Source organism: Paenibacillus sp. ALE2 (assembly GCF_054113385.1).
On the sequence record NZ_CM134213.1, the window covers coordinates 2,480,540 to 2,506,305 of the forward strand.

General features: G+C 47.4%; 23 protein-coding genes and 1 pseudogene. 19 read left to right on the forward strand and 5 right to left on the reverse strand.

Annotated features, from left to right (window positions below):
* The first annotated feature begins 21 nt into the window (after positions 1-21).
* From ACXHJ1_RS10645 to ACXHJ1_RS10710, 14 genes are all read left to right on the forward strand, one after another.
* Complete coding sequence (locus ACXHJ1_RS10645) at positions 22-417, forward strand: cytidine deaminase (protein ID WP_016820386.1); 396 nt, start codon at positions 22-24, stop codon at positions 415-417.
* 75 nt (positions 418-492) lie between these two features.
* Positions 493-1,671, forward strand: coding sequence for a NupC/NupG family nucleoside CNT transporter (locus ACXHJ1_RS10650; protein WP_016820385.1), 1,179 nt, complete (start codon positions 493-495; stop codon positions 1,669-1,671).
* Between the two features lie 29 nt (positions 1,672-1,700).
* Positions 1,701-2,885 (forward strand): phosphopentomutase, encoded by a 1,185-nt coding sequence (deoB, locus tag ACXHJ1_RS10655; protein ID WP_174821103.1) that lies wholly within the window; start codon positions 1,701-1,703, stop codon positions 2,883-2,885.
* 91 nt (positions 2,886-2,976) lie between these two features.
* A complete protein-coding gene (gene deoD, locus ACXHJ1_RS10660; protein WP_013373173.1) occupies positions 2,977-3,684 on the forward strand; it encodes a purine-nucleoside phosphorylase in 708 nt (235 codons plus the stop codon).
* Between the two features lie 32 nt (positions 3,685-3,716).
* Positions 3,717-5,018, forward strand: coding sequence for a pyrimidine-nucleoside phosphorylase (locus tag ACXHJ1_RS10665; protein ID WP_457906049.1), 1,302 nt, complete (start codon positions 3,717-3,719; stop codon positions 5,016-5,018).
* Positions 5,019-5,219: 201 nt separating this feature from the next.
* A complete protein-coding gene (locus ACXHJ1_RS10670) occupies positions 5,220-5,792 on the forward strand; it encodes a TetR/AcrR family transcriptional regulator (protein ID WP_017425574.1) in 573 nt (190 codons plus the stop codon).
* A gap of 48 nt (positions 5,793-5,840) precedes the next feature.
* Entirely contained in the window at positions 5,841-7,031 is a 1,191-nt protein-coding gene (locus ACXHJ1_RS10675) for an MFS transporter (RefSeq protein ID WP_117289992.1), read from the forward strand.
* A 145-nt stretch (positions 7,032-7,176) separates the two neighbouring features.
* Positions 7,177-7,491 (forward strand): hypothetical protein, encoded by a 315-nt coding sequence (locus tag ACXHJ1_RS10680; RefSeq protein ID WP_017425572.1) that lies wholly within the window; start codon positions 7,177-7,179, stop codon positions 7,489-7,491.
* Between the two features lie 60 nt (positions 7,492-7,551).
* The gene (locus ACXHJ1_RS10685; RefSeq protein WP_457906050.1) at positions 7,552-8,049 is read left to right on the forward strand and encodes a hypothetical protein; all 498 of its coding nucleotides are present in this window, start codon (positions 7,552-7,554) and stop codon (positions 8,047-8,049) included.
* Between the two features lie 116 nt (positions 8,050-8,165).
* Positions 8,166-8,849 (forward strand): hypothetical protein, encoded by a 684-nt coding sequence (locus tag ACXHJ1_RS10690; RefSeq protein WP_290410288.1) that lies wholly within the window; start codon positions 8,166-8,168, stop codon positions 8,847-8,849.
* Positions 8,850-9,215: 366 nt separating this feature from the next.
* The gene (locus ACXHJ1_RS10695) at positions 9,216-10,280 is read left to right on the forward strand and encodes a sulfate ABC transporter substrate-binding protein (protein WP_151255528.1); all 1,065 of its coding nucleotides are present in this window, start codon (positions 9,216-9,218) and stop codon (positions 10,278-10,280) included.
* Between the two features lie 79 nt (positions 10,281-10,359).
* The gene (cysT, locus tag ACXHJ1_RS10700) at positions 10,360-11,193 is read left to right on the forward strand and encodes a sulfate ABC transporter permease subunit CysT (protein WP_153794236.1); all 834 of its coding nucleotides are present in this window, start codon (positions 10,360-10,362) and stop codon (positions 11,191-11,193) included.
* A 74-nt stretch (positions 11,194-11,267) separates the two neighbouring features.
* On the forward strand, positions 11,268-12,143 hold the full coding sequence (cysW, locus tag ACXHJ1_RS10705; protein ID WP_013373166.1) for a sulfate ABC transporter permease subunit CysW: 876 nt from the start codon (positions 11,268-11,270) through the stop codon (positions 12,141-12,143).
* Between the two features lie 162 nt (positions 12,144-12,305).
* Entirely contained in the window at positions 12,306-13,436 is a 1,131-nt protein-coding gene (locus ACXHJ1_RS10710; RefSeq protein ID WP_457906051.1) for an aminotransferase class V-fold PLP-dependent enzyme, read from the forward strand.
* Positions 13,437-13,521: 85 nt separating this feature from the next.
* Here the strand turns inward: ACXHJ1_RS10710 and phnE (ACXHJ1_RS10715) are convergent, their stop codons facing one another.
* From phnE (ACXHJ1_RS10715) to ACXHJ1_RS10730, 4 genes are all read right to left on the reverse strand, one after another.
* Complete coding sequence (gene phnE / locus ACXHJ1_RS10715; protein WP_016820374.1) at positions 13,522-14,319, reverse strand: phosphonate ABC transporter, permease protein PhnE; 798 nt, start codon at positions 14,317-14,319, stop codon at positions 13,522-13,524.
* The gene (gene phnE, locus ACXHJ1_RS10720) at positions 14,316-15,170 is read right to left on the reverse strand and encodes a phosphonate ABC transporter, permease protein PhnE (protein ID WP_016820373.1); all 855 of its coding nucleotides are present in this window, start codon (positions 15,168-15,170) and stop codon (positions 14,316-14,318) included. Before phnE (ACXHJ1_RS10720) ends, phnE (ACXHJ1_RS10715) begins: the two co-directional genes overlap by 4 nt.
* Positions 15,167-15,937 (reverse strand): phosphonate ABC transporter ATP-binding protein, encoded by a 771-nt coding sequence (gene phnC, locus ACXHJ1_RS10725; protein ID WP_023990372.1) that lies wholly within the window; start codon positions 15,935-15,937, stop codon positions 15,167-15,169. The genes phnE (ACXHJ1_RS10720) and phnC overlap by 4 nt, the downstream gene beginning before the upstream one ends.
* A 101-nt stretch (positions 15,938-16,038) precedes the next feature.
* A complete protein-coding gene (locus ACXHJ1_RS10730) occupies positions 16,039-17,007 on the reverse strand; it encodes a phosphate/phosphite/phosphonate ABC transporter substrate-binding protein (RefSeq protein ID WP_013373161.1) in 969 nt (322 codons plus the stop codon).
* Positions 17,008-17,261: 254 nt separating this feature from the next.
* Between ACXHJ1_RS10730 and ACXHJ1_RS10735 the strand changes: the two genes are divergently transcribed.
* The 4 genes from ACXHJ1_RS10735 (at position 17,262) to ACXHJ1_RS10750 (ending at position 23,765) form a co-directional block, all read left to right on the forward strand.
* Complete coding sequence (locus ACXHJ1_RS10735; protein ID WP_457906052.1) at positions 17,262-19,169, forward strand: bifunctional 2',3'-cyclic-nucleotide 2'-phosphodiesterase/3'-nucleotidase; 1,908 nt, start codon at positions 17,262-17,264, stop codon at positions 19,167-19,169.
* A 246-nt stretch (positions 19,170-19,415) separates the two neighbouring features.
* Complete coding sequence (locus ACXHJ1_RS10740; protein ID WP_107734525.1) at positions 19,416-20,822, forward strand: DNA-binding protein; 1,407 nt, start codon at positions 19,416-19,418, stop codon at positions 20,820-20,822.
* Between the two features lie 197 nt (positions 20,823-21,019).
* Positions 21,020-21,829, forward strand: coding sequence for a bifunctional hydroxymethylpyrimidine kinase/phosphomethylpyrimidine kinase (gene thiD / locus ACXHJ1_RS10745; RefSeq protein WP_025365872.1), 810 nt, complete (start codon positions 21,020-21,022; stop codon positions 21,827-21,829).
* Positions 21,830-22,067: 238 nt separating this feature from the next.
* Complete coding sequence (locus ACXHJ1_RS10750) at positions 22,068-23,765, forward strand: M3 family oligoendopeptidase (protein ID WP_102997609.1); 1,698 nt, start codon at positions 22,068-22,070, stop codon at positions 23,763-23,765.
* Positions 23,766-23,924: 159 nt separating this feature from the next.
* Here ACXHJ1_RS10750 and ACXHJ1_RS10755 read toward each other — a convergent pair whose 3' ends face one another.
* The gene (locus tag ACXHJ1_RS10755) at positions 23,925-24,899 is read right to left on the reverse strand and encodes a ring-cleaving dioxygenase (RefSeq protein ID WP_031462265.1); all 975 of its coding nucleotides are present in this window, start codon (positions 24,897-24,899) and stop codon (positions 23,925-23,927) included.
* A 260-nt stretch (positions 24,900-25,159) separates the two neighbouring features.
* Here ACXHJ1_RS10755 and ACXHJ1_RS10760 point away from each other — a divergent pair.
* Positions 25,160-25,699, forward strand: a pseudogene (locus tag ACXHJ1_RS10760) (GNAT family N-acetyltransferase).
* Positions 25,700-25,766 lie beyond the last annotated feature (67 nt).

Genomic DNA, 25,766 nt, shown 5'->3' on the forward strand with positions numbered 1-25,766 from the left:
AAAGTCATGGAGGGATTCGCGATGAAGGATCAATTGATTCAGAAAGCGCTTGAGGCGCGTAATCAGGCATATGTTCCGTATTCGAATTTTCAAGTGGGTGCTGCGGTTCTTGGGAGCGATGGCACGATTTATCACGGATGCAATGTGGAAAACGCCTCCTACGGCTTATGTAATTGTGCAGAGCGGACAGCGATTTTCAAAATGGTATCCGAAGGCTGCCGAAAAATTGATTCGATTGCGGTAGCAGCTGATACGGAAGGACCTGTGTCTCCATGTGGGGCCTGTCGTCAGGTCATTTCCGAATTTGCTCATCAAGATACCAAAATTTATCTGACAAACCTTCATGGCAATACGGAAGAGTGGACGGTGGATCAATTACTGCCGGGTGCCTTTCGACCTGCGGATCTGGGAAAATAAAAAAAAGAATGCCTCTTTGGGGCGCATTCTTTTTATGGGCAATGTAAGCGCTTAATGTAATGAGGGGGAATTGAAATGAAATATGTAATCGCTTTGGTGGGATTGCTCGTTGTATTTGCACTTACTTACGTTGCCAGCAGTGACAAGCGTAAAATCAGGTATCGTCCGCTGATAGTTATGGTTGTTCTGCAAGCAGCGCTTGCTTTCGTATTGCTGAACACAGAGATTGGTGAAATTCTAGTCAAAGGTTTTGCAAAAGGTTTTAATAGTCTGATTGGTTATGCTATGGAAGGGATTAACTTCGTTTTTGGCGGAATTGCGAATGAAGGAGCAGCACCGTTCTTTATCGGTGTACTGCTGCCAATCGTGTTCATATCCGCACTGATTGGGATTTTACAATATGTAAAAGTGCTGCCTTTCATTATTAAATATATCGGGCTTGTCTTGAGCAAAGTAAACGGAATGGGTAAACTGGAATCCTACAACGCTGTAGCTTCGGCTATCTTGGGTCAATCCGAGGTGTTTATTTCCGTTAAGAAACAAATTGGTCTGCTGCCAAAACATCGGCTGTATACATTGTGTGCATCTGCGATGTCTACGGTGTCCATGTCGATTGTGGGAGCCTACATGCAAATGTTGAACCCCAAATATGTGGTTACCGCATTGGTGCTGAACCTGTTTGGCGGCTTTATTATCGCTTCCATTATTAATCCGTACAAGATTGAGAAGGAAGACGATTTACTGGAGGTTCAAGAGGAAGAGAAGCAGTCCTTCTTCGAAATGCTCGGTGAATATATTATGGATGGTTTCAAGGTTGCTATTACGGTAGCTGCGATGCTGATCGGTTTTGTGGCGCTGATTGCCATGGTTAACGGCATTTTCTCCTGGTTGTTTGGGATCAGCTTTCAGGCGCTGCTTGGCTATGTGTTTGCACCGTTCGCCTTTGTTATGGGGATTCCGTGGAATGAGGCAGTGCAGGCGGGCAGCATTATGGCTACCAAGCTGGTATCCAACGAATTTGTGGCCATGCTGGATCTGACCAAACAAACAGGCTTGTCCGAGCGTACGGTCGGAATCGTATCGGTATTCCTCGTATCTTTTGCAAACTTCTCATCCATCGGTATCATTTCTGGGGCTGTGAAGGGTCTGCATGAAAAACAGGGAAATGTAGTGGCCCGTTTTGGTCTGAAGCTGTTGTACGGAGCGACGCTGGTTAGCGTGCTGTCGGCAACGATTGCAGGGTTGTTTTTGTAAAAAAAACAGCGAATCAGGAAAGGATTTTTATGATGTCTAAATTTAAACGGATTCACTTGGTCGTTATGGACTCGGTTGGTATCGGCGAAGCACCGGATGCTGCCCAGTTTGATGATTATGATGTAGATACACTCGGTCATATTGCGCGCGAACGCGGCGGTCTGAACATGCCGAATATGGGTAAGCTCGGTCTGTCCAACATTCGTTCCATAGAAGGGGTACCGGTGGCCGATAAGCCACTCGCATATTACACCAAAATGCAGGAAGCCTCCAACGGCAAGGACACAATGACAGGTCATTGGGAAATCATGGGGTTGAATATTGCAGTTCCTTTCCGTGTATTCCCGGATGGGTTTCCAGATGAGCTGATCCAGCGCATTGAGGAGCATACAGGTCGTAAAGTTATTGGCAACAAGCCAGCCAGTGGCACGGAAATCATTGACGAACTGGGCGAAGAACACGTCAAAACAGGTGCACTCATCATCTATACCTCAGCAGATTCAGTGTTGCAAATTGCGGCACACGAGGAAGTTGTACCTTTGAAGGAGCTCTATGAGATTTGTGAGTTCTGTCGTAAAATCACGCTGGAAGATCCGTACATGCTGGGTCGCATTATTGCCCGTCCGTTCGTAGGTGAAGCAGGGAACTTCTCTCGTACCTCCAATCGACATGACTATGCGCTCAAGCCCTTTGGTCGTACCACAATGAACGAGCTGAAGGATGCAGGTCTGGATGTAATCGCCTTGGGTAAAATCTCTGACATTTATGACGGCGAGGGTGTAACGAAAGCAGTGCGCACAGTGTCCAACATGGACGGCATGGATAAGCTGGTGGCTACGCTGGATGAAGAATTCACCGGATTAAGCTTTTTGAATTTGGTGGACTTTGATGCTGTATACGGGCACCGCCGTGATCCGCAGGGATACGGTCAAGCCTTGGACGATTACGATGCCCGTCTGCCCGAGGTATTTGCCAAAATGACTGATGACGATCTGCTGATCATCACCGCAGACCATGGGAATGACCCAACCTATCGCGGAACGGATCATACCCGCGAATATGTGCCTTTGCTGGTATATTCCCCTCGTTTTGCAGCTGGAGGCAAAGAACTGGCGGTTCGCAAGACGTTTGCGGATATTGGGGCGACCGTAGCGGATAACTTTGGTGTAAAACTGCCTGAACACGGAACTAGCTTTTTGGCAGAGCTTCAGTAATCCAGGACCCTAGCAAGAGTGCAGGTAGGATGATTAGTAACGATATGAGTAACAATATGAGCATGGACAAATGGGACGGAGGAATAAAAACATGAGTGTACACATTGGAGCCAAACCTGGAGAAATTGCAGAAACGATTTTGCTGCCAGGAGACCCGCTACGGGCGAAATTTATCGCTGAAACGTATCTGGAGGACGTAACCTGTTACAACGAGGTACGCGGAATGCTCGGATTCACGGGAACGTACCAAGGCAAACGTCTGTCTGTACAGGGAACCGGGATGGGGCTGCCTTCCATCAGTATTTATGTCAACGAACTGATTAGCGAGTATGGTGTGAAAAACTTGTTCCGTGTGGGTACTTGCGGCGGAATGAAGGAGCATGTGCACGTTCGTGACGTCATTTTGGCACAGGCATCCTGTACAGATTCCGGCATGAACCGCCATATCTTTGGCGGCTATGATTTCTCACCGATTGCCAGCTTCCCTCTCTTAAAGGGCGCTTATGATCGCGGTGTTGCCAAAGGCTTGAACATGCATGTCGGCAACGTATTCAGCTCAGACAGCTTCTACCGTGATGACAAATCAGTGGTACAAAAGCTGATGGAATACGGCGTGCTGGGTGTGGAGATGGAGACTTCGGCTTTATACACGCTGGCAGCCAAGTTTGGTGTAAACGCACTGACCATTCTGACGGTAAGTGATCATTTGCTGACAGGTGAAGAAACGACGGCAGAGGAACGGCAAACCACGTTTAAAGAAATGATGGAAGTTGCACTGGATACAGCAGTATCCCTGTAAACGATCATACGCACAGTGAGGAGAAATGACATATGAGAATGGTAGACTTGATTGAAAAAAAACGTGACGGAAAAGAACTGAGCACTGAGGAAATTAACTTTATTATCCAAGGCTATACTCAGGGTGAAATTCCTGATTATCAGGTCAGTGCATTGGCGATGTCTATTTTCTTCAAAGATATGAACGAACGGGAACGTGCTGATTTGACCATGGCAATGGTTCATTCAGGAGATACGATTGATTTGTCCGCAATTGAAGGTGTAAAGGTCGATAAGCACTCCACTGGTGGTGTGGGTGATACGACCACACTGGTACTGGCTCCGCTTGTAGCAGCCTTAGACATTCCAGTAGCGAAAATGTCAGGTCGCGGCCTTGGGCACACGGGCGGAACGATCGACAAGCTGGAGGCCATTGCAGGCTTTCACGTGGAGATCACTAAGGATGAATTCGTAGATTTGGTGAATCGCAGCAAAATTGCGGTCGTCGGACAAAGTGGCAACCTGACCCCTGCGGATAAAAAATTGTATGCTTTGCGTGATGTTACAGCAACGGTAAATTCGATTCCGCTGATTGCCAGCTCGATTATGAGTAAGAAAATCGCTGCCGGCTCTGATGCCATCGTACTGGATGTCAAGACAGGTGCGGGGGCATTCATGAAAACAGTAGAAGATGCCAAAGAACTGGCACATGCCATGGTAAGCATCGGGAATAATGTGGGTCGTAAGACCATGGCGGTTATTTCTGACATGAGTCAACCGTTGGGGCTGGCTATCGGGAACTCACTGGAAGTTAAAGAAGCGATCGATACGCTGCGCGGCGAAGGACCCAAAGATCTGGAAGAGCTGTGTATGGCTTTGGGCAGTCAGATGGTATTTTTGGCCGGGAAAGCAGACTCTCTCGAAGACGCTGAAGAGAAGCTCAAAGAGGTCATTCGTAACGGCAAAGCACTGGAGAAATTTAAAGAGTTTATTACAAATCAGGGCGGCGACGCTTCTGTAGTGGATCATCCAGAACGGTTGCCACAGGCGCAGTATCTTATTGAAGTACCTGCAAAGCAGGACGGTGTGGTAGCTGAAATTGTGGCAGACGAAATCGGTACCGCTGCGATGCTGCTGGGAGCAGGTCGTGCGACCAAAGAATCCGAGATTGATTTGGCTGTCGGCTTGATGCTGAACAAAAAAGTCGGCGATGCAGTTCAAAAAGGCGATTCGCTGGTTACTATCCATGCCAACCGTGAAGACGTAGATCAAGTGCTGGAGAAAATCTACACAAATATCCGTATTGCGGATCACGCGGAAGCACCTGTGCTGATCTATGGAACGGTGACAGAGTAAGCTGTAGCTGTATAGTATAAGGCGTTAGCAGATCAACAGTTATAGAGTCGGAGCCCTTACATTAGAGGGCTTCCGGCTTTTTTTGTTCTTAGCTCAGGCAACTGAGCGGTGGAATTAAAAAAGCGGTTGTCAATTTCTAGTGAGGGAACTATACTAAATTTATAAACTGACGATCGTTCGTAAGGATATTGGAGGGAACACATGACACTACAGAAAATTAAAACAGCAAGCCTAAAGCAATTTGCGAGAAAGGGATACGATGCCGCCTCCCTACAATTGATTGCTGATGAGGTAGGAATCAAAAAGCAGTCTATTTATGCTCATTTTAAAAGCAAAGACGATTTGTTCTTAGACATATTTGCGGACGCGGTAGACCAAGAGATTTTGGAGTTGGATCGTTATTTTCAAGCTCAAGCTGAACAATCACTTGAAGCTGTACTGCGAGGATTGATTATTGAATTCAAAGAACGCTATGAGAGTGCCATGAATCTGCGTTTGATTCTGTATGTCGGATTTCTGATTCCATCTGCGCTGGAAAACCAGGTTCAGGCTTTGGTTACACGCTATGTACAGCATAAAACCAGCTTGGTATATGAGCGGTTGGCAGCCGAAACGTCAGTTAAGCTTCGTGTTCCAGTTCAATCTGCCACTATAGCCTATATGAATTTGATTGAAGGGATGCTGGTAGAACTGGTGTACAACGGCACCGCTGGTTTTGATCCGCGTCTGGAAAGTTCCTGGGATATTTACTGGCACGGCTTGGTTCAGGTCTGATCATCTAAGCCTTTAAAGTAAATATGATTGTATTGGGGGAAGAGAGTTGTGTCTGTGAAAGAAACCTTTTGGTCCAGAAATTTTATATTTTTGATGATATCCAACGCTCTATTATTTATGGCATTTGAAATGCTTATGCCCACGTTGCCACTGTTTGTGGAAAGTCTTGGCGGCAGTCCGTCACAGATTGGCTTGGTGACAGGCGTGTTTATGTGCTCAGCTATATTGATTCGTCCATTCTCAGGCACACTGATCCAGCTTTTGGACAAGAAATATGTACTGATTATTGGAGTTGTGATTTGTATGCTGGCAACGGGAAGCTACATGCTTTCCACCAGTTTGGTATTGCTGTTAGTCTTTCGGCTAGTACATGGTTTTGGATTTGGTATTGCGAGCACATTGTATGCTACCTCAGCCTCAGATGATTTGCCTCCTCATCGTATGGGGGAAGGAATGGGCTACTTTGGCGTAGGTGAAACTGTAGCGATTTCAGTCGGCCCCCTGCTCGGCATATGGATGCTTCATGCGGCAGGTTTTAGCGGGCTATTTTCCACGGGGGCTATAATTTTGCTGCTGTCGCTTGTGATGAGCATATTGGTTCGTCGCCGTTCTGCGAACCCCACGACGGCAGATACAGCAAAGGGAAAAAAGAAGGTTCCCTTTAAATTATTTGAAAAAAGAGTGCTGCTGCAATCTGGTCTTGTGCTGCTAATTGGCGTGGTGGCAGGGGGAGTGATGTCTTTCGTGGCCTTATTTGCCAAGGAGCAGGGTTTTAACAATGCGGCCTGGTTCTTCTTTACGGTGGCAATGGCAAGTTTCCTCGTTCGGTTGGTGTCCGGTAGGATTTTTGATACTAAAGGTCCGGCTTATATCTTAATCCCCGCAGGAATTGTGCTTATCGTCGCCATCGTTATGGTGGCTTCATCACGGACCGAGCTACAATTTTTAATTGCTGCTGTGCTGTATGGTTTGAGTTTTGGCGCTATTTTTCCAGCTTTACAGGCTTGGGCTATCAGTGTAGTCGGAGAAGATGAGCGAGAGGATGCTGTAGGCTCCTTTTATAATTTTTTCGATTTGGGGATTGGTGGCGGTTCTTTGATTCTAGGGATGATTGCCGGATTAACCTCTTATAAAACAATGTATCTATTTTCCACTTTGCTGATTGCGGCTTATTTAATTATCTTTGTGGTGTATAGTGTGCTGGATAAGAAAAAGTCCCGTAACACGTTGAACGTGTAATCTACTAATATGGATGATCTAGATAGAGAGCCACCGTATGGATTCCTTTGAACAAGTTTGAAAAATATGACAGCCAGACTCATAATAGATATGAGTTTGGCTTTTTTTATTGTTAGGGTGCAGGACAGCACAGAGGAGGAGAGATATGTTCCGATTATACAGCGATGTTCGTGGGACAGCTTATGAAAGACTGATTGATTATGCTATGGAACGGGCAGATACATTTATGCTAGGCGTACATAACTGGGTAACTGAGGATGACAATGGAGTCGCCAACAAGGATGTTTTGTTCGAGAAATTGTTACAGCAATTGAATCCTTTTTTGCTGTCCACGCACTCCTATGAGGAAATGAGGGGAAAGCATTCCATTGCCTACACACCGGGAACCTTCTACCGGTACCAATGCACGCCTGAGGCTGGAAGAGTATTAAAGCATGCGGCGTCCAGCCTGTTTTCCTGACGGTGACAACTGACTTCATACAGCATAGCTTCAGTATATTTTGTGAAGGAGGAATATGAAATGGTGGAAAAATGGGTTTGGATGGGTGTGGCGGGGGTGATCGTAGGTTATGTCGCTTTTGCCAATATGAGCGTTTCGACGAACACCTATACATCAACGGCGGGTGCCACGCACCAGACAGCTCCGCTTAGCATGCAGAATAAGCAAGGGGAAGCAGCGAAGCGTATCGTACATGACCAAAGAATGCAATTTGGAGGACAAGGACAAACAGAATTTAGATTTGAAGAGGGGCGCAAGCTGTATATCAGTATCAAGAATACAGGAAAGCAACCCGTACGATACAAGCTCAACAGTTCGAATGGATCAGACTTGCAAGGCACAACAAGCGGCTTTTCTAGCCGAACGTTACAGCCGGGAGAACGCCACGATCTGCTGTTTATCAAGCCAGAGGGGCAGAATGAGGCTGCAAATGGCTCCTTGAAAGAGCTGATTTTGAAAGTAAGTACGGACGACGGATCACGAGGAGACATTAAAACCTTCGCATATATTACACTGTAAGCTCCTTCCAGAATGGGCACGACATGCGGTCATTAGTCTACTTATGTTACAATAGAACGGTTGAAGACTTAATGAACAGAATAGGTCAGAGTAGAAAGCAGAAAGGATGACCCGTTGTGCCCAAAAAACATGAATCCGATAATCACAAAATGTCACGGAGGCTGTCACTTACAGCCATTTTACTTACACTTACATTTGTAGCTCTTACTGGCTGCGGCCAGGATAATAATGCTGAACCGAGTAATGCTGGAAGCAGTACAAGCATGATCGAGAACAGTGCTGGAGGCAATCAGAGCAGTTCAGCACAAAATGACAAAGCAGCTAAAGAGAGCGAGAGTGCAGAAAACAGCGGTACTGATGCGAAAAAGTCAGCTCCTTCCGTCCCAGCTCCTTCAAAGGATACATCTTCTGCTCCGGCAGCCTCCAATACATCTCAAAATCCTTTTGAGGTAGCAGGTATTCAAGATCCTAAAGCATTTTTGAACACATTCAAAGCGTTGCAGAAGGCTGTTGCCGACAATGATAAGGAGAAGGTAGCCAATTATATTTTGTACCCTCTGCGTGTCAATGATAGTGAAAAGTCGCTAACGATTCCGAACAAAAAAGATTTTCTGGCTAAATATGATCAGATTTTTACGGACGCGATTCGTGAAGCGCTAGTGAACCAAAAGACAGATGAGTTGTTTGTTAATTATCAGGGAGTTATGGTGGGATCGGGTGAGCTGTGGCTGAGAAGAGCTACGGACAATCCGAAGCATTTTGGAGTCTTTTCAATTAATCTTGAAACGGTAGCCAACTAAGTCGTATTCCACGTGTGCCCATGCCCTCTAGGCGGTCGGAAACGTATACCATGTTTCTGACTGTCCCCCCTTGAAGAAAGCAATTTATAGATCATCCCATTCCAAAAAAAGGTTTGACATCCCTCATAAACTCTCGTATTATATCCATATAACTCATTAAACAGGTAGGAATTAAAGTATTAAAGTAGAACCTCGCCATTCTGGCGGAGAACCTCTAGGAACAGCAGGCAGACACTGTCCACGCGACAGGTTTGACCTATCAGGGCTGCATCAGGGAATTCTCCGCCCTTTTTTTTGATTATGTCTGTAAATAACAGGCGTAAATGAATGGGTATTTACAAATTACATAGAATGAGGGGTGTCTTGATGAAGAGGAATTATAAAACTGGACTTATTCTCGGACTATCTTTGGTTTTAACGATGGTGCTAAGTGCTTGCGGGGCAAGCAAGGAAGGGACGCAAGCGGATGGTAGCTCTGCTTCCGGCTCCAAGGACGTGGAGTTGCTCAATGTTTCTTATGATCCGACCCGTGAGTTGTATGAGGCATATAATAAAGCGTTTGCCGCCCATTGGGAGAAGGAGAAAGGACAGAAGGTTACGATCAAGCAATCCCACGGGGGATCTGGCAAGCAAAGCCGCTCTGTGCAGGACGGGCTGGATGCAGACGTGGTTACACTGGCTCTGGGCTATGATATTGATGCGTTACAGGAGAAAGGGCTTGTTAAAGAGGGTTGGCAAAGTAAATATGAGCATAACAGTTCCCCATACACTTCAACCATCGTGTTATTGGTACGTAAAGGGAACCCGAAGGGGATCAAGGACTGGGATGATCTAGTCCGCGGCGATGTACAGGTCATTACACCGAACCCTAAAACCTCGGGTGGAGCCCGCTGGAACTATCTTGCAGCCTGGGCCTATGCGCTCAAAAAGAACAACAACGATGAAGCCAAAGCCCAGCAGTTTGTACAGCAGCTGTATAAGCATGTACCGGTATTGGATAGCGGAGCGCGTGGAGCGACGACGACTTTCGTAGAGCGTGGAATTGGCGATGTGCTGATCGCTTGGGAAAATGAAGCACTGCTGTCTGTGAAGGAGCTAGGTGCGGATAAATTCGATATCGTATATCCGTCGATCAGTATTTTGGCTGAACCTCCGGTAGCGGTGGTCGATAAAGTGGTAGATAAAAAAGGTACACGCGAGGTGGCGGACGCATACCTGAAATATTTGTACAGTGAAGAAGGGCAGACCATTGCTGCTGAAAATTATTATCGCCCAACATTAGAAAGTGTGACGGCAAAGTTCAAGGATCAATTTCCTAATCTGGAGCTTGTAACCTTGAAGGATGTATTCGGAACATGGAAAGAGACACAGCAAAAGCATTTTAGCGACAAGGGGATTTTTGACCAGATTTATGTACCTGGTAGTTCATAACATAAGTGAAGTGTAAAGGCGAGAGGATCAGTTGGCGCGAGTGCCATAGTCAAAGGATGCAGAGAGGGATGGACAGAACATGAGTCAAATGCAAGCCACCCGAAAACGCGTACTTCCCGGTTTCGGGTTAACGATGGGTTATAGTGTGCTGTATCTCAGTCTGGTTGTGCTGGTGCCATTATCAGCACTGCTCCTGAATTCAACCGGGCTGACGTGGGAGAAATTTTGGGACGTGGCGACGGATGCCAGAGTGCTGGCTTCCTACAAGGTGAGCTTTTTGTGTGCCGCAGCCGCGGCGCTGATCGATCTATTTCTCGGTTTATTGATCGCCTGGGTACTGGTGCGTTATGAGTTTCCAGGGAAACGAATGTTTGATGCGGTCATCGATCTGCCCTTTGCATTGCCCACGGCGGTGGCAGGGGTTGCGTTGACCGCTCTATATGCACAGAACGGCTGGATCGGCTCACTGTTCGAACCGCTTGGGTGGAAAATGGCATACTCACAGACAGGGATTACGCTCGCGTTGATGTTTATTGGCATTCCGTTCGTCGTACGGACAGTTCAGCCGGTGCTGGAGGATCTGGACAAGGATGAGGAAGAGGTGGCTGCTACGCTGGGAGCGGGCAGATGGCGTACCTTCCGTAGCGTTATTGTGCTGGAGCTGGTACCCCCGCTGCTGACGGGTTTTGCGCTTGCCTTTGCCCGCGGCATTGGCGAGTACGGATCTGTCGTCTTCATTTCTGGCAATATGCCGATGAAGACCGAGATTGCTCCGCTGCTCATTATGTCCAAGCTGGAGCAAAATGACTACGCAGGGGCTACGGCGGTGGCATTGATGCTGTTGGTCATTTCATTCGTACTGTTATTCGTGATTAACAGTTTTCAGCGCTGGTCGCGGCGCCGTGCAGTCTAACGTAACCGTCTAACGTTAACATGCAGACAGCAGAGGCCTGCGCATTAAACCCCGTGTTCAAGGAGGGATACATCATGTCACAAGCGATAACTGGGCAGGAGCTTGCTTCTGCACCAGTACCTTCATCTGCACCGCCCAATAGGGTTACAACCGAAGCCCCTTGGGTCAAGTGGACACTCATTGGTGCTGCTTTTTTAGCTTTGCTCTGGGTGTTGGTATTGCCGCTAATCGTTGTGCTTACCGAAGCACTTAAGCAGGGATGGAGCGTATACGTTGAAGCGTTACGGGACCCAGATGCCATGTCCGCATTGCGATTGACGCTGCTGGTGGCCGCGATAACGGTTCCGCTGAATACGGTATTTGGTGTAGCGGCCGCATGGCTGATCACAAAATTTCATTTTCGCGGCAAAGGTGTACTGGTTACCTTGATTGATTTACCCTTTGCGATCTCGCCTGTTGTCGGAGGACTGATGTATGTATTAGTGTTTGGCGCACAGGGCTGGCTTGGGCCGTGGCTGGACGAGCATGATATTAAAATTATATTTGCTTTGCCAGGCATTATTTTGGCAACGCTGTTCATTACATTTCCTTTTGTAGCGCGCGAGCTTATTCCGCTGATGGAAGATCAGGGGCAGCAGGAGGAGGAAGCGGCGGTCACGCTGGGCGCACGCGGCTGGCGCATATTCTGGAAAGTGACGCTGCCGAATATCAAATGGGGTTTGTTGTATGGCATTATTCTGTGTAATGCGAGAGCCATGGGTGAGTTTGGTGCAGTGTCCGTCGTCTCGGGACATATTCGGGGAGAGACGAATACACTTCCGCTGCATGTGGAGATTTTGTATAACGAGTATCAGTTCTCGGCATCTTTTGCGGTGGCCTCGTTGTTGCTGCTACTTGCTTTGGCAACCTTGGTGCTTAAAAGCTGGTTTGGACGCAAACGCGTGCATTAATTAATAATTGTGTATATGATCCAACAGGGCCTCTCTTTGTGTCTATCGTCTGTTAACGGCGAGAAGATGGGAAGAGAGGCCCTTGTTCTAAGGTGGCTTATATGGATAATAAAATGATCATATCAAGGCACGTTGGTGTGCCCAAGAGGAGCGAAGGGAAAAATGAAACATCCGTTTCAGTCCTACCGTCAGTTGTTTCCGGTGCTGTCCTCACATATTCATGTAGGGAACTGTTCCCAGGGGGCGATATCGAGACCGGTTTCCGCTGCCATTGAGGAATATCATCGAAGCTTGCTGCAACACGGTCATAACGGCGACCTATCTATGGCACGGTTGGAGGAGGCAAGAGGACATTTTGCCAAGCTCATCGGGGCGGAGCCTGACGAAATTGCGGTGCTGTCCTCAGCCTCTGAGGCGATTGCTGGCGTGGCCACTGCCCTTCCTTATGTACCGGGAAAAGAAGGGATTGTGTATGCAGACACCGACTTTCCGACGGTGGGCCACATCTGGCAGGCACAGGAGATGTTCCGTGATCATATTTGCTGTATCCCTTCTACGGAGGGAGAAGTGACCCTAGAGCAGTATGAGGAGCATGTTACGGAGAAAACTGCGCTCATTATGGTATCCCATGTGAATTATACCAACGGATTTCAGCAGGATCTCAAATCCATTGCACATATAGCTCATCGAAATCAGGCGTTACTATTCGTCGATGCCTATCAGTCTGCAGGAATGATTCCGATAGACGTAAAGGCGATGGGCATAGATATGCTGGTCGCGGGAGCACGCAAATATATGCTGGGGATACCGGGAGTGGCTTTTCTTTATATAAGTAAGGAGCGAATAGAACGCTTCAAGCCCCGTCTTACGGGCTGGCTTGGACAGGAGTCAGCCTCCCGGTTTGATATTGCTCATCCGGTTCCGGCAGCAGGCGCCCGGCGCTTTGAGACAGGATTACCTTCCTTCATTAGCATTTTTGCCGCCAATGCAGCCTTAAAGCTGCTGCTGGAAATTGGGGTCACGAACATTCAGACCTATATGAATGAGCTGTTGGACTTTTCTATTGAATATGGACGCAGCAAAGGGTTACACATACGAATACCTGATGAAGGAGGCACTTTACCAAGTCTGCTCGCTGTTGAAGTAGCCGACGTGTCGGCAGTAGAGAGGCGTTTGCGGAGCCGAAATATGATTGTGTCAGCACGAAAGGATGTTATTCGTGTGGCTCCGCATTTTTACAATACGGCAGAGGAAGTCCGGCGGGTCCTAGATGAACTAGGTGGGAGTTGTTGAACAGCAAAAGCCTCTTCCAAGTAAATGGGAGCATAGCATTTCCCTTTTACACAGGAGAGGCTTTTGTTAGGATAGAGATGTTTAATTATACAATCCGTTTGCGCAGCCAGCCGGATATCAGATCCGTCAAAATGATCAAGACTACAATGCCGAGTAAAATGACGCCTACACGGTTCCAGTTGCGCATTTGGAGTGCAAACAGCAGCGGGGTCCCAATACCACCTGCACCAACCAGACCGAGCGTGGTTGCGGACCGGATGTTAATTTCAAAACGATAGAGCGAATAGGAAAGAAACTGTGGAATCACCTGCGGCAGCACGGCGAAGAAAATGACCTGCCAACGGTTGGCACCGCACGCGATCAAAGCTTCCTGCGGCCCGTGATCGACGCTTTCAATCGTTTCTGAGAACAGCTTGGCCAGCATGCCGATGGAGTGAATGCCGAGGGCAAGCACACCTGCAAACGAGCCGGGACCTACGGCTTTAATGAATAGAATGGCGACGATCATTTCGGGAAATACCCGAATGACACTAAGTACAAACTTCCCGCTGCCTGATAAGGGGCGTAGACGGGTCATATTGCTCGATGCCCAAAAGGCAAACGGAAGACAGACAAATGCGGATACGAAGGTTCCGAGCACTGAAATGACCAGTGTATCCAGCAACCCACGCAACAAGTCCTCCCCCTCAGGGATGTAGACAAATGACCAGTCGGGATGAAGAAAGCCGTCCAATATTGCGACAGAGACGCTTTTGGCCGTCCCTTGTAATCCTTCAAACTGCATCCCGCGAAAAGCCCAAATGTAAATGATAATTAGCAGAATAGCTAACGCCCAAAAGCGCAGGCGGGAGCCAATAGGTCTGCGAAGCGTAGGATCATTCATAATAATTTCCTCCGTAGCAGGTTACTGCCGTAATCAATCGCAAGGACGATGACGAGGGTCAGTAGAATAATAATGCTTGCCCGGTCATATCGGAACAGCCCAAGGGAACGGTCAAGCAGCAGACCGATGCCGCCAGCGCCGACGAGCCCTAGAACAGAAGCTGCGCGCACATTAACCTCAAAGGTGTATAGCAAATACGACACAAAATAAGGCAGTGCCTGCGGAACCACACCAAAGGCGATGACTTGAATGCGGCTCGCACCAACAGCGGTCATGGCCTCCAGTGGCCCGGGATCAATGGCTTCAATCGCCTCAAAGGTCAGCTTGGCTATGATTCCGAAGGAGAAGAACAGCAGGGCAAGCATCCCTGCAAACGGACCGATGCCGAATACGGCCACAAAGATCGAGGCAAACAGCAAATCGGGAATCGTCCGTACCAGGTTCAGGATCGTGCGCATCGGCAGCGAGATTAGCTTGCGCGGCATCACATTATAGGCGCACAGCAACGCGACAGGGATTGCCAATATGGCTCCCAGTGTCGTACCGACAATAGCGATCTGGATCGTTTCCAGCATCGGTTTCCAGATGATAGGCAGGTAACTCCAGTCAGGAGGAAACATTTCTTCCAGCAATTTGCCCATCTCTGGTAAGCCAACGATCAATTGGTAAGGCGTGGCATCCGTATGAATGGAGCAGGCTATCAGCACCACGATAAAAATCATCCAGGTAGCGTAACGCTTATAACGTCCTGGCAAAGGTGGCCCTGCAGGCGGCTTGCCTGGCTGGGGCGGTCCAGCAGATGGTGACGGTTGCGTCGAAGAGAGCGGCTGGGCAGTAGAGTCGGGCTTCATGATCCCACTCCCAGCAGTTCATCATGCTTGATGGCCCGGCCGTAGATCTCCGCAAAGGCTTCATCCGTAGCCTCCTCCGGTGTGCCGTCAAAGACGACCTCTCCCGCGCGTAAGCCGATGATCCGTGTTGCATATTCGCGCGCCAAATCAATGAAATGAAGATTGACAATGGTCGTAATCTGCATTTCACGGTTGATTCGCTGGAGATCGTCCATCACCTGGCGGGTGGTCAGCGGATCAAGCGACGCAACAGGCTCATCTGCCAGAATGATTTTAGCCTCCTGCGCCAGAGCACGCGCGATGGATACACGCTGCTGTTGGCCACCGGACAGCTCATCGGCTCGGCTATAGGCCTTTTCGCGGATGTTTACGCGTTCCAGCGCCGTTAGTGCCAGTTCGATATCTTCCTTCGGGAAGAGACCAAGAATGGTCCGCAGCGTCGAATGATAACCGACGCGGCCCGAAAGTACGTTGCGAAGCACCGTCGAACGCTTAACCAGATTGAAGCTTTGAAAGATCATGCCGATATCACGGCGAATGCGCCGCAGCTCGCTGCTTCCAGCAGACGTGACAGACCTGCCACCTACAACGATGTCGCCGGACGTAATGTCATGCAGTCGGTTAATGGAACGCAGCAGGGTGGACTTACCTGCACCAGATAAGCCGACTATGACAACCATCTCTCCCTCCTGAATCGTCAAATTAATATTATTCAACCCTTTGGTGCCGTTCGGGTATGTTTTCGATACGTTTCGAAATTCAATCATATGCTCCCAACTTTCTCCCCGATGGGGTGGAATGAAAACAACACCGCCATGAATACATGGACGGTGCTGCCCTGTCATTCGTAAAGCCTGTTTCGTAGCTGTTACTTTACCGCTTGGCCGACGGCTTCGGCGTATTCACGCACAGAATCGAAGTTTTTATCGTCGCCCTTCTCATAACCTACATGGGTGTAAATTTCTTTAATGATTTCGCCGCCTTCAGGATCGTTGGCAATGTCTATAAAGGCTTGGGCGATTTTGTCTCTCCACGTTTGATCCATATCGGAACGTACGCTGACGGTGTCATTTGGAATTTTAGCTGTGTAATGAATGACACGTGTCTTTTCAAATACGTCCGGGATTTCCTTCTTCACTGTGTTACGTGCATCCTGGAAAACAGCGACAGCATCAACCTGACCGTTCAGCAGCGCCAGAATAGCAGCGTCGTGGCCTTTGATCGTCACACCCTGCACATCTGTGTCCGGGTCCACGCCAGCTTTTTTCAGCTCTGCTGCGGGGTACACATAGCCTGCGGAGGAGGTTACATTTTGCCAGCCAACCTTCTTGCCTTTCAGATCAGCCAGACTTTGAATCGGAGAATCCTTTTTTACCACGATCATTGCTTTATAAAAGTTTACTTTTTCAGTCGTGTCTTTGCCTGTGGCATCTTCAATACCGTAGCGTTGAGCTTGCAGGAGCAAGTCGGCCGCTTTACGATTATCGTGTGCCAGTACATAAGCGTTCGGCGGAAGGAATCCTACATCGACCTGTTTGGAAGACATGGCTTCCACAATCGTATTGTAATCAGGAGATACGGTTACTTTTACCGGGATTCCGAGCTTGTCCCCCAGCAGTTTTTCGAGCGGTTTTGCTTTGGCTTCGAGGGTATCTGCATTTTGAGAAGGAACGAATTGTACCTTTAGCTCCTTAGGGACATAGGCTGTGCTTTCGTTTTTAGAGCCATCTGTACCCGGAGTGGAGGCGCTGTTGTTATTGCTTGCATTTGAGCCACAAGCGGCTAAACCCGCTGCCAGTGTGAAGGTCATGCACAAGGTCAGTGCTTTTTTGAACAAAATAATTTCCCCCTAAACATCGTAATAACGAAAATTTAAAAAACCTGTAAATTCAGTGACAAACCAAATCTTAACAGCTAGTCTTGCAGCTAGGGTAAAAATCACTCCTGACTTTGGTAAAAATGATGTAAAATTTATCATTTGCTAGAGACCATAAGCGGTATTTATACGAATTGCATCTTTTAACATTCTCTTAACAGTGCTCTGTTAGACTTGTTCAAGCTCTATGACCGAAGCTGAGGGAGAGAACAAGATTGGATAATTTGGACATTAATGATAAGACAGAGCAGGAAAATGCAGGTGCTGTGAGGGCGAAATTCCGTATTATGGTTACAACCGATCTGCATGTCAGCTTGTGGAATTATGATTATTATACAGATCAGGAAACGCTGCATTACGGTCTGGCGCAAACCGCTAGTCTGATTCACACGGCTCGGGCAGAGGTGCCCAATCACCTGCTGCTGGATAACGGAGATGTGATTCAGGGGAATCCGATGGGAGATTATGCTGTACAGCGGCTCCAACAGAACCCAAGCGAGGTGCATCCCGCCTATAAAGCCATGAATCTGCTTGGGTACGAGGCAGGCAGTATTGGTAATCATGAATTTAACTATGGGTTGGAATATTTGCAGACCTGCCTTCGAGGAGCACAGTTTCCTTATGTGAATGCCAACATCTATATAGCGGGAGAGGAAGAACAAAACTACTTTACGCCTTATCTATTGCTGGATAAGACGGTAGAGGATGAAGCAGGCCGTAAGCATCTGCTGAAGGTGGGGGTCATCGGCTTTGTGCCCCCGCAAATTATGCAATGGGACAAGGCGTGGTTGGAAGGGAAACTTATCGTCAAAGATATGCTGGAAACCGCAAGACGGTTTATCCCAGAAATGCAGGCGGAGGGAGCCGATCTCATCATTGCGATGCCCCATGCAGGCTTTGAGGATATTCCCGAAGCTCCCAGTATGGAAAATGCGGTGCTGCATCTGAGCAGGGTGGAAGGGATCGATGCCATTGTGTTTGGTCATGCCCATAAAGTATTTCCCGGCCCTTCATTTATAGGTATGACAGGTGTGGATACAGAGCAGGGCACCATCCATGGCATTCCAGCAGTAGAGCCGGGCTTCTGGGGAGATCATCTGGGTATCATTGATCTGGATCTGGCCCTTATTGGAGGGAAGTGGCAAGTGACTGCATCTGCTGCCGAGGTACGCCCGGTGTATGACCCGATACGCAAGGAAGCCCTCGTCCAACCCGATACTGCTATCCAGCAGGCGGTAGCAGCTGAACATGCGGGAACCCTAGATTACATCCGTGCACCTGTAGGTCAAACGACAGTAGCAGTGAACAGCTTTTTTGCCCAGGTGATGGATGATGCTTCGGTTCAGCTCGTCAATGATGCACAAATTTGGTATGTGAAGCAGCAGCTACAAGGGAGCGAGTATGAAGGGTTGCCCGTTCTATCGGCAGCAGCTCCTTTTAAAACAGGCGGAAGATACGGTCCGGCGTATTATACCAATATTCCGGCGGGAACCCTGGCGATCAAGCATATTGCCGATCTATACAATTTTCCGAATACGCTGCATGTCGTTCGGTTGAGCGGAGCGGAAATTCGGGAATGGCTTGAGTGGTCTGCTGGTCAATTCCGGCAAATTGATCCTTCGGCAGAGGAGGAACAAGAGCTGATTAATTCTGATTTTCCGAGCTTTAATTTCGATATCATCGATGGCATCACGTATCAGATTGATGTAACACAGCCAGCCAGATATGATACTGCCGGGGAATTAAAGGACCTAGAAGCGCACAGAATCATTCATATGTCTTTTGAAGGGGAACCAATGGATATGCAGCGGAGTTATCTGGTTGTTACGAATAACTATCGCGCATTCTCCTCTGCGCTGGTTAATCCGGGTGGAGAGCGAATTATACTGGCTTCCCCGGATGAGAACCGACATGTGCTGACTGAGTATGTGCGGCATATGAAGACGTTGACGCCAAAGGCCGACGGTCACTGGTCTCTCGCCCCATGGTCGGGTCGTCCACATGTGACCTTCCTAACCTCGCCGCAAGCAACGAATGTTGCCCATGCTTATTCTGAATTGCTCTATGAAGGACTGACGGCAGAAGGATACGCTAAGTTTGCTCTTGATTTTCGTCAATTTTAAAATATTTTGCAAGTTATTGTCCTCTAAGTCCACAGCATCAAAATAATAGAAAAAGACTGTCTCTCAGAGGACGGTCTTTTTTCATAAAACAGATTTAAAATCGTACGAAACTCGTGATTTTATATGTCCTGAGTCGTGTTTAAAGTTATTGACCTCTCGTATAATTAGACATATACTTTGATTAAACAAATTTTGGTTTAAAAGGTAATGAAAAAGTCACCATCATTCGTTTGAGGGGGTGTCCCTTTGGAAAAAAACACCACGATCCGCGCAGAGATAGAAAAGTATATTCAAAGTGAAGGCATTTCGATGCAATGTTTTGCAGATGCTTCTAAGGTAAATCCGGGTACACTTAGCGGTATACTTAACCGAAACCCACCACGGCCTATTTCAGTTAATCAGCTTGATCTGATTACTGAGGCGATGGGATTGGAAGAAGGATCTTTGTTCGAGATGTATGTTGATGAGTGTTTTATTCATTCCTTGCCACACTGGAGGAGGCTGCGTCCGTTTCTTCTTCGTTGCTCAGAGTTGAACAAGCTGGACTGTATACGCAGTGTGCTTGGTTATTTGATGGACGATTTATCGAATGTTCCGGCTATTTTTGAGACTGCAGAAGCGATGTTTGAGGATGGTCGACATGAAGCCTCCATGCTTTTGTATGATTGTGTCATTGAGAGTGAGAAGTATACCCACTCCGAACGGTTGGCGATTAGCTATTTTCGCATATTCCAGATTCAGATTAAGGATAACCAACGGAACTTGAAGGCTGCTGTACAATTCCATTTGTACCGTAGTCGTCTACCGGAAATTTATGCACTGGAAGGCTTACATATGCTATCTCAAGTGTTTGCTTTAAAAATGCAATGGTCCGAGATGGAAATGTATGCGGACGAGCTAAGAGAGTTGGCGCAGGCATTGTATCGCAATCGGAACCGCTTTGGAGATGAGCACCTGGAGCTGATTAAGCCGCTCGTTTATTACTATGCTCAAGGGCATCTGCTTAAGGCCAGCTGCTATGAGTTTCAGGGTAGATATGAGGAATCCAAGCAATGGATTGAAGGTTACGCAGATTTGAGCTGGTTTGAGGGTTTGGACGAGGAAGGTTGGAAAGTGGTCAACCTGCATCGTGTATATGCACAGGGCAACCGACTTTGTATTGAAATCAAAATGGGCAACACTTCTGCAATCTATGAATATATTACTTACCTGCGCGAGCATCCGGATGAGACACTGGAAGGCCTGAATACGTTGCTCGAATCGGCGAACCGGTTTGGCTATTTCGTAGATGCCGAGCTGGAGCTGTTCAACCAGCAACTCAAGAGATTCTGGGAGCTTGCACCGGAGCAATGGGACACACATTATCGCAAGCACTTTAATGCATTTCGTTTTGCTTCTTTTTGCAAGGTGTATGCGGAATATTATTTTCGAAAATGCGATTACCCCAAGGGCTTGGGACAAACACTGCATTGCCTGCAATTGTCTGTCGATAACAGCTATACCGAACATATCATTGGTTGTATGGCTTTATTTGAGCAGCATCGAAATTTTGCTACCCCGGAACAGCAGCAGTTGTATCAGAGTCTTTGCCTCGGCGTACGGGCAAACGAAAAAAACCATGCCTATGATCACAGTGCTGGTGGGTATTTATAATTCTAAAATTCATTCAAATTCTTCATATAACACGTACTTACGAGGATGTTCTCATTTCAAAGGGGGATATTCTCGTTTTTTAGCTGTTGCTGGTTCTTGTGACTTTTCGTATGGAAAGGACCGTTTTGCGCGTTGACAAGTTTCGCATGCAGGATTAGGATAAATGCAGCACAGAAAGTGAAGGAGAGCATGTACTAATGACGATTCCCAAAACACTAACGATAGCCGGCTCCGACACAAGCGGCGGAGCAGGTATTCAGGCGGACCTGAAAACCTTCCAGGAGCTTGGCGTATATGGCATGACTGTATTGACTACCGTAGTTGCGATGGAACCTAAAACCTGGAACCATCTTGTATATCCGGTTGCGTTGGACGTGGTTGAGGCGCAGCTGCGTACTGTATTGGAAGGTATCGGTTTTGATGCAATGAAGACCGGTATGCTGGGTTCCGTAGATATCATCGAACTGGTGGCCAGCTACTTGAAAAAGCATGATCTGAAACGGATTGTGATTGACCCGGTTATGGTCTGCAAAGGCACGGATGAAGTGCTTCAACCGGAAAATACAGAGGCCATGCTGGAATTGTTGATTCCTGGCGCTGACCTGGTAACACCGAACTTGTTCGAGGCTTCGCAGCTGGCGAAGAATGGACCGATCACGACACTGGAGCAGATGCAGGAAGCGGCTGCTATTATCCACGAGCGTGGTGCTAAGCATGTACTGATCAAGGACCGTGGCAAAATTCGCGCTGGTAAAGCGATGGATCTGCTGTATGACGGAATCACTTTTGACTGGTTTGAAGCGGATGTTGTACAAACCAACTTTACACACGGTGCAGGCTGTACCACTTCGGCTGCGGTAACGGCTGGTTTGGCACAAGGGCTGACTGTGCGTGAAGCTGTGGATCAGGCCAAGAAATTCATTACACAGGCCATTGAAGGTGGTTTCAAGTTAAATGAATTTGTCGGTCCGACCCTGCATGTGGCACATCGTTTGCAAAATCAATAAAGCATGAAGGGCTGCCATATGAAGGAGACTTATAAATCTCCACCAGACTGTATATATATTGAGGTTACTTTAGATAACGACATCTATGATATATGGAGTTAGCCTAGGCTCAAAAGCCGCAATACATGGTATTGCGGCTTTTGAGGTTGTATTATTTTGGTATTTCAGCTTCCGGTTTGGTCTAATCGTACTGTATAATAGGCATCAGATTTATTACATTAAAGGGGGAAATGAAGCAATGACATTATTCAGCGAAATGGCTTACAGCCGGCCAGAGCAACCTGAAATTGAACAGCGGTTTAAAACGCTGTTGCAGCAATTTCGTGAAGCGGACAGTGTAGAACGTCAAAATGAAGTTATTCATGCGATTAACAAGCTGCGCAGTAATGTGGAAACGCAATTGCAATTGGTGGAAGTTCGGCACTCCATTGATACGGAGGATGCCTTTTACAAAGCAGAGCAAGAGTACGCTGATGATTTCATGCCGGTTATTCAGGAGTATGTAACCGATTACTACCGAGCATTGGTGGATTCTCCATTTAGAGCTGAGTTGGAGAGCCAATGGGGCAGCCAGCTTTTCAGTATTGCCGAGGTAGCGCTCAAGTCGTTCCATCCGGATATCATTGAGGATTTGCAGCAGGAAAATAAGCTGACCTCGGAATATGCTCAATTGATTGCCTCAGCGAAGATCCCGTTCGAGGGGGAAGAACGCACATTGTCTCAGCTCCTGCCTTTTGAAATGGCAACCAATCGCGAGACCCGCAAACAGGCCTCCGAGGCCAAATATCAATTTATGAGTGAGCATGAGGACGAGCTGGACCGGATTTATGATGAATTGGTGAAGGTACGCACACGCATGGCGCACAAGCTGGGCTATAACAATTTCGTAGAATTGGGCTATGCCCGCTTGGGACGTACAGATTACAATGCAGAGATGGTAGCCAATTTCCGCGAGCAGGTGCTGAAGCACATCGTTCCTGTGGCAACCAAGCTGAAAGAGCGCCAACGCGAGCGGATCGGAGTAAATCAGCTTCGCTATTACGACGAGGGCTTCAACTTCTTGTCAGGCAATCCTACGCCCAAAGGCGATCCGGACTGGATTCTTCGTAATGGAGCACGTATGTATGAGGAGCTTTCACCGGAAACACATGAATTTTTCAGTTTTATGGTTGAGCGTGGACTGATGGATTTAATCAGCAAAAAGGGTAAGCAAAGCGGAGGCTACTGTACATTTTTGAGCGAATATGGCACGCCATTTATTTTCTCCAATTTCAATGGGACATCCGGTGATATCGACGTATTGACACATGAGGCAGGTCATGCCTTCCAGGTCTATGAAAGCCGGCATTTTGAAATTCCAGAGTACCACTGGCCAACCATGGAGGCGGCTGAAATCCATTCGATGAGTATGGAGTTTTTCGCATGGCCTTGGATGAAGCTGTTCTTTGAGGAAGACACGGACAAATATCACTTTGAACACCTATCTTCAGCGCTGCTGTTCGTGCCTTACGGCGTAGCCGTAGACGAATTCCAGCATGCTGTATATGAACATCCAGACTGGACCCCGGCCGAACGTAAAAGTGCATGGCGTTCCATTGAACGCAAGTATAAACCGCATCTGGATTATGAAGGCAACGAGTACCTCGAAAAGGGCGGATTCTGGCACAAGCAGGGACATATTTTTCAATCTCCGTTCTATTATATTGACTATACACTGGCACAATTATGTGCATTCCAGTTCTGGAAGCGTATGGGCGAAGACCGAGCGGCAGCGTGGGAAGATTATTTGAAGCTGTGTCGTGCCGGAGGAAGCCGATCTTTTACCGGATTGGTTGAGCTGGCTGGACTGATTTCGCCTTTCCAAGATGGCTGCATCGCCTCTGTGATCGGAGAAATTGAAGCATGGCTGAACAGTGTGGATGATAAAAAGCTGTAAGTACAGCCAAAAAGGGCATTTCGCTTGCCTCTCAAAGCTGGAAAGCTTGTAGATGAGATGCCTTTTTAAATGAAAACAGAGCAATTACACGAAAAAAGCCGGGAACCTCTACATGATGTAGAAGTCCCGGCTTTGTGTCATTTTAGAGCCAATATAACTTTATTCATGTTTGGTGTTGAGCGGCTTGAGATTGGCTTCAATCGATGCGCGGCGCGGCTCCAAGAATGGAGGCAATGCCAGCGATTCACCCAGAAACTCTAATTCCTCGTCGGTGTCAAAGCCGGGTCCATCGGTAGCCAATTCAAACAGAATGCCATTTGGCTCACGGAAGTACAAGGAACGGAAATAAAAGCGATCTACAAAACCAGAGTTGGAAATTTGCAGCTGCCCAATACGGTCTACCCACTGTTTGAGCTCTTCCTCGGTTTCAACACGGAAAGCGACGTGATGCACACTGCCGCGTCCTGGTCGCTCTTGTGGCAGATCGTTGCGCTCTTCCAGATGGACTTCAGTTCCTGTACCGCCTTCACCTGTTTCGTAGATAACCACATCCGGTTGTCCGGCAACAGGGGAAGGGTAGGAGCCTTTTTTACGGAAGCCCATCACTTGTTCAAGAATAAGAATGGTATTCTCCGCTTTGGGAATGGTCAGATGAACCGGACCAAGTCCAACGATGCCGTATTCCGCAGGAACAGGGCTTTTCTCCCAAGGCGTACCGCCGCGCACTCCGTTGTCATGCTCATCTGAAACGAGGAAGAAGCGTTGTCCTTCAAAATCCTCGAACGAAAGCGCCAAGCGTCCTGCTTGATCTATAATTTCGCCATGCTTCACATCCAGCTGCTCGAAGCGGTTTTTCCAATAATTCAACGCCTTGTCGTTCGGTACACGCAGAGAGAGCGCTGAAATACTGTTATTCCCTGTACGCGTTTGTCCCGCATGTGGAATTTCAAAGAAAGTGACTTCCGTACCCGCGGTTCCGCGTTCATCTCCATAAAAGAGGTGATACACACTAACATCGTCCTGGTTCACCGTTTTCTTGATCAACCGAAGTCCCAATACCTGAGTATAAAAATCAACATTTTTAGCCGCTGCCGCTGTAATCGCTGAAACGTGATGCAATCCTAACAGTTTCATATTATTTGCCCTCCTTGGTTTTTATATGATTAGGTTTTTCAAAGCAAAATAAACCGTCGTCGTAAATTTTTCTTTATATTTATTATCTTAATATTAAGATATATTATTTTTGATTGTTTGTCAACATGAATTGCGATCTTGCTACAATACAGTTTCTTGATGGACAAAAATTGAATTCGAAATAATGCAAAAGCAGATACAATAAAGGATCATATAACCCGACATAGAAATGAGCATTTTATGATAAAGGGGTGTACTTGATGTATACAGAAAAGGATTTAACGATTAGGCCTGTTACAGAACAAGACCTACATGCGCTTTGGACATTAACTTACAAGGAAGAAGCACCAGAATGGAAGCAATGGGATGCACCTTATTATGACCATAAGACACTTTCTTTTGATGATTATTTAAAAGAGAAGGAAAAGCGAATCGGGCAAGATGACTTTTGGACCATTGAAGTGGAAGGCAAGGTCATTGGATCTGTGAGCTACTATTGGGAGCATTAGCCTTCGCAATGGCTTGAAATGGGAATAGCTATCTATGATTCGGGGTATTGGAGCGGTGGCTATGGTACGAGAGCACTTCGATTGTGGATCACGCATTTGTTTAATACATTGCCTTTAGTAAGAGTAGGTTTTACAACCTGGTCAGGAAACCAGCGGATGATGAAGGTTGGAGAGAAGCTGGGCATGACCCTGGAAGCCAGACTACGCAAATGCAGATATTATAATGGAGTGTATTATGATTCGATCCGAATGGGGCTTTTACGGGAAGAGTGGAGTCGTAATGTTCTGTGAAAAAAACCTTTCTAGTCATAAAAAGATGACCTCTGAATGTGATCAGGAGTCATCTTTTTGACGCTCA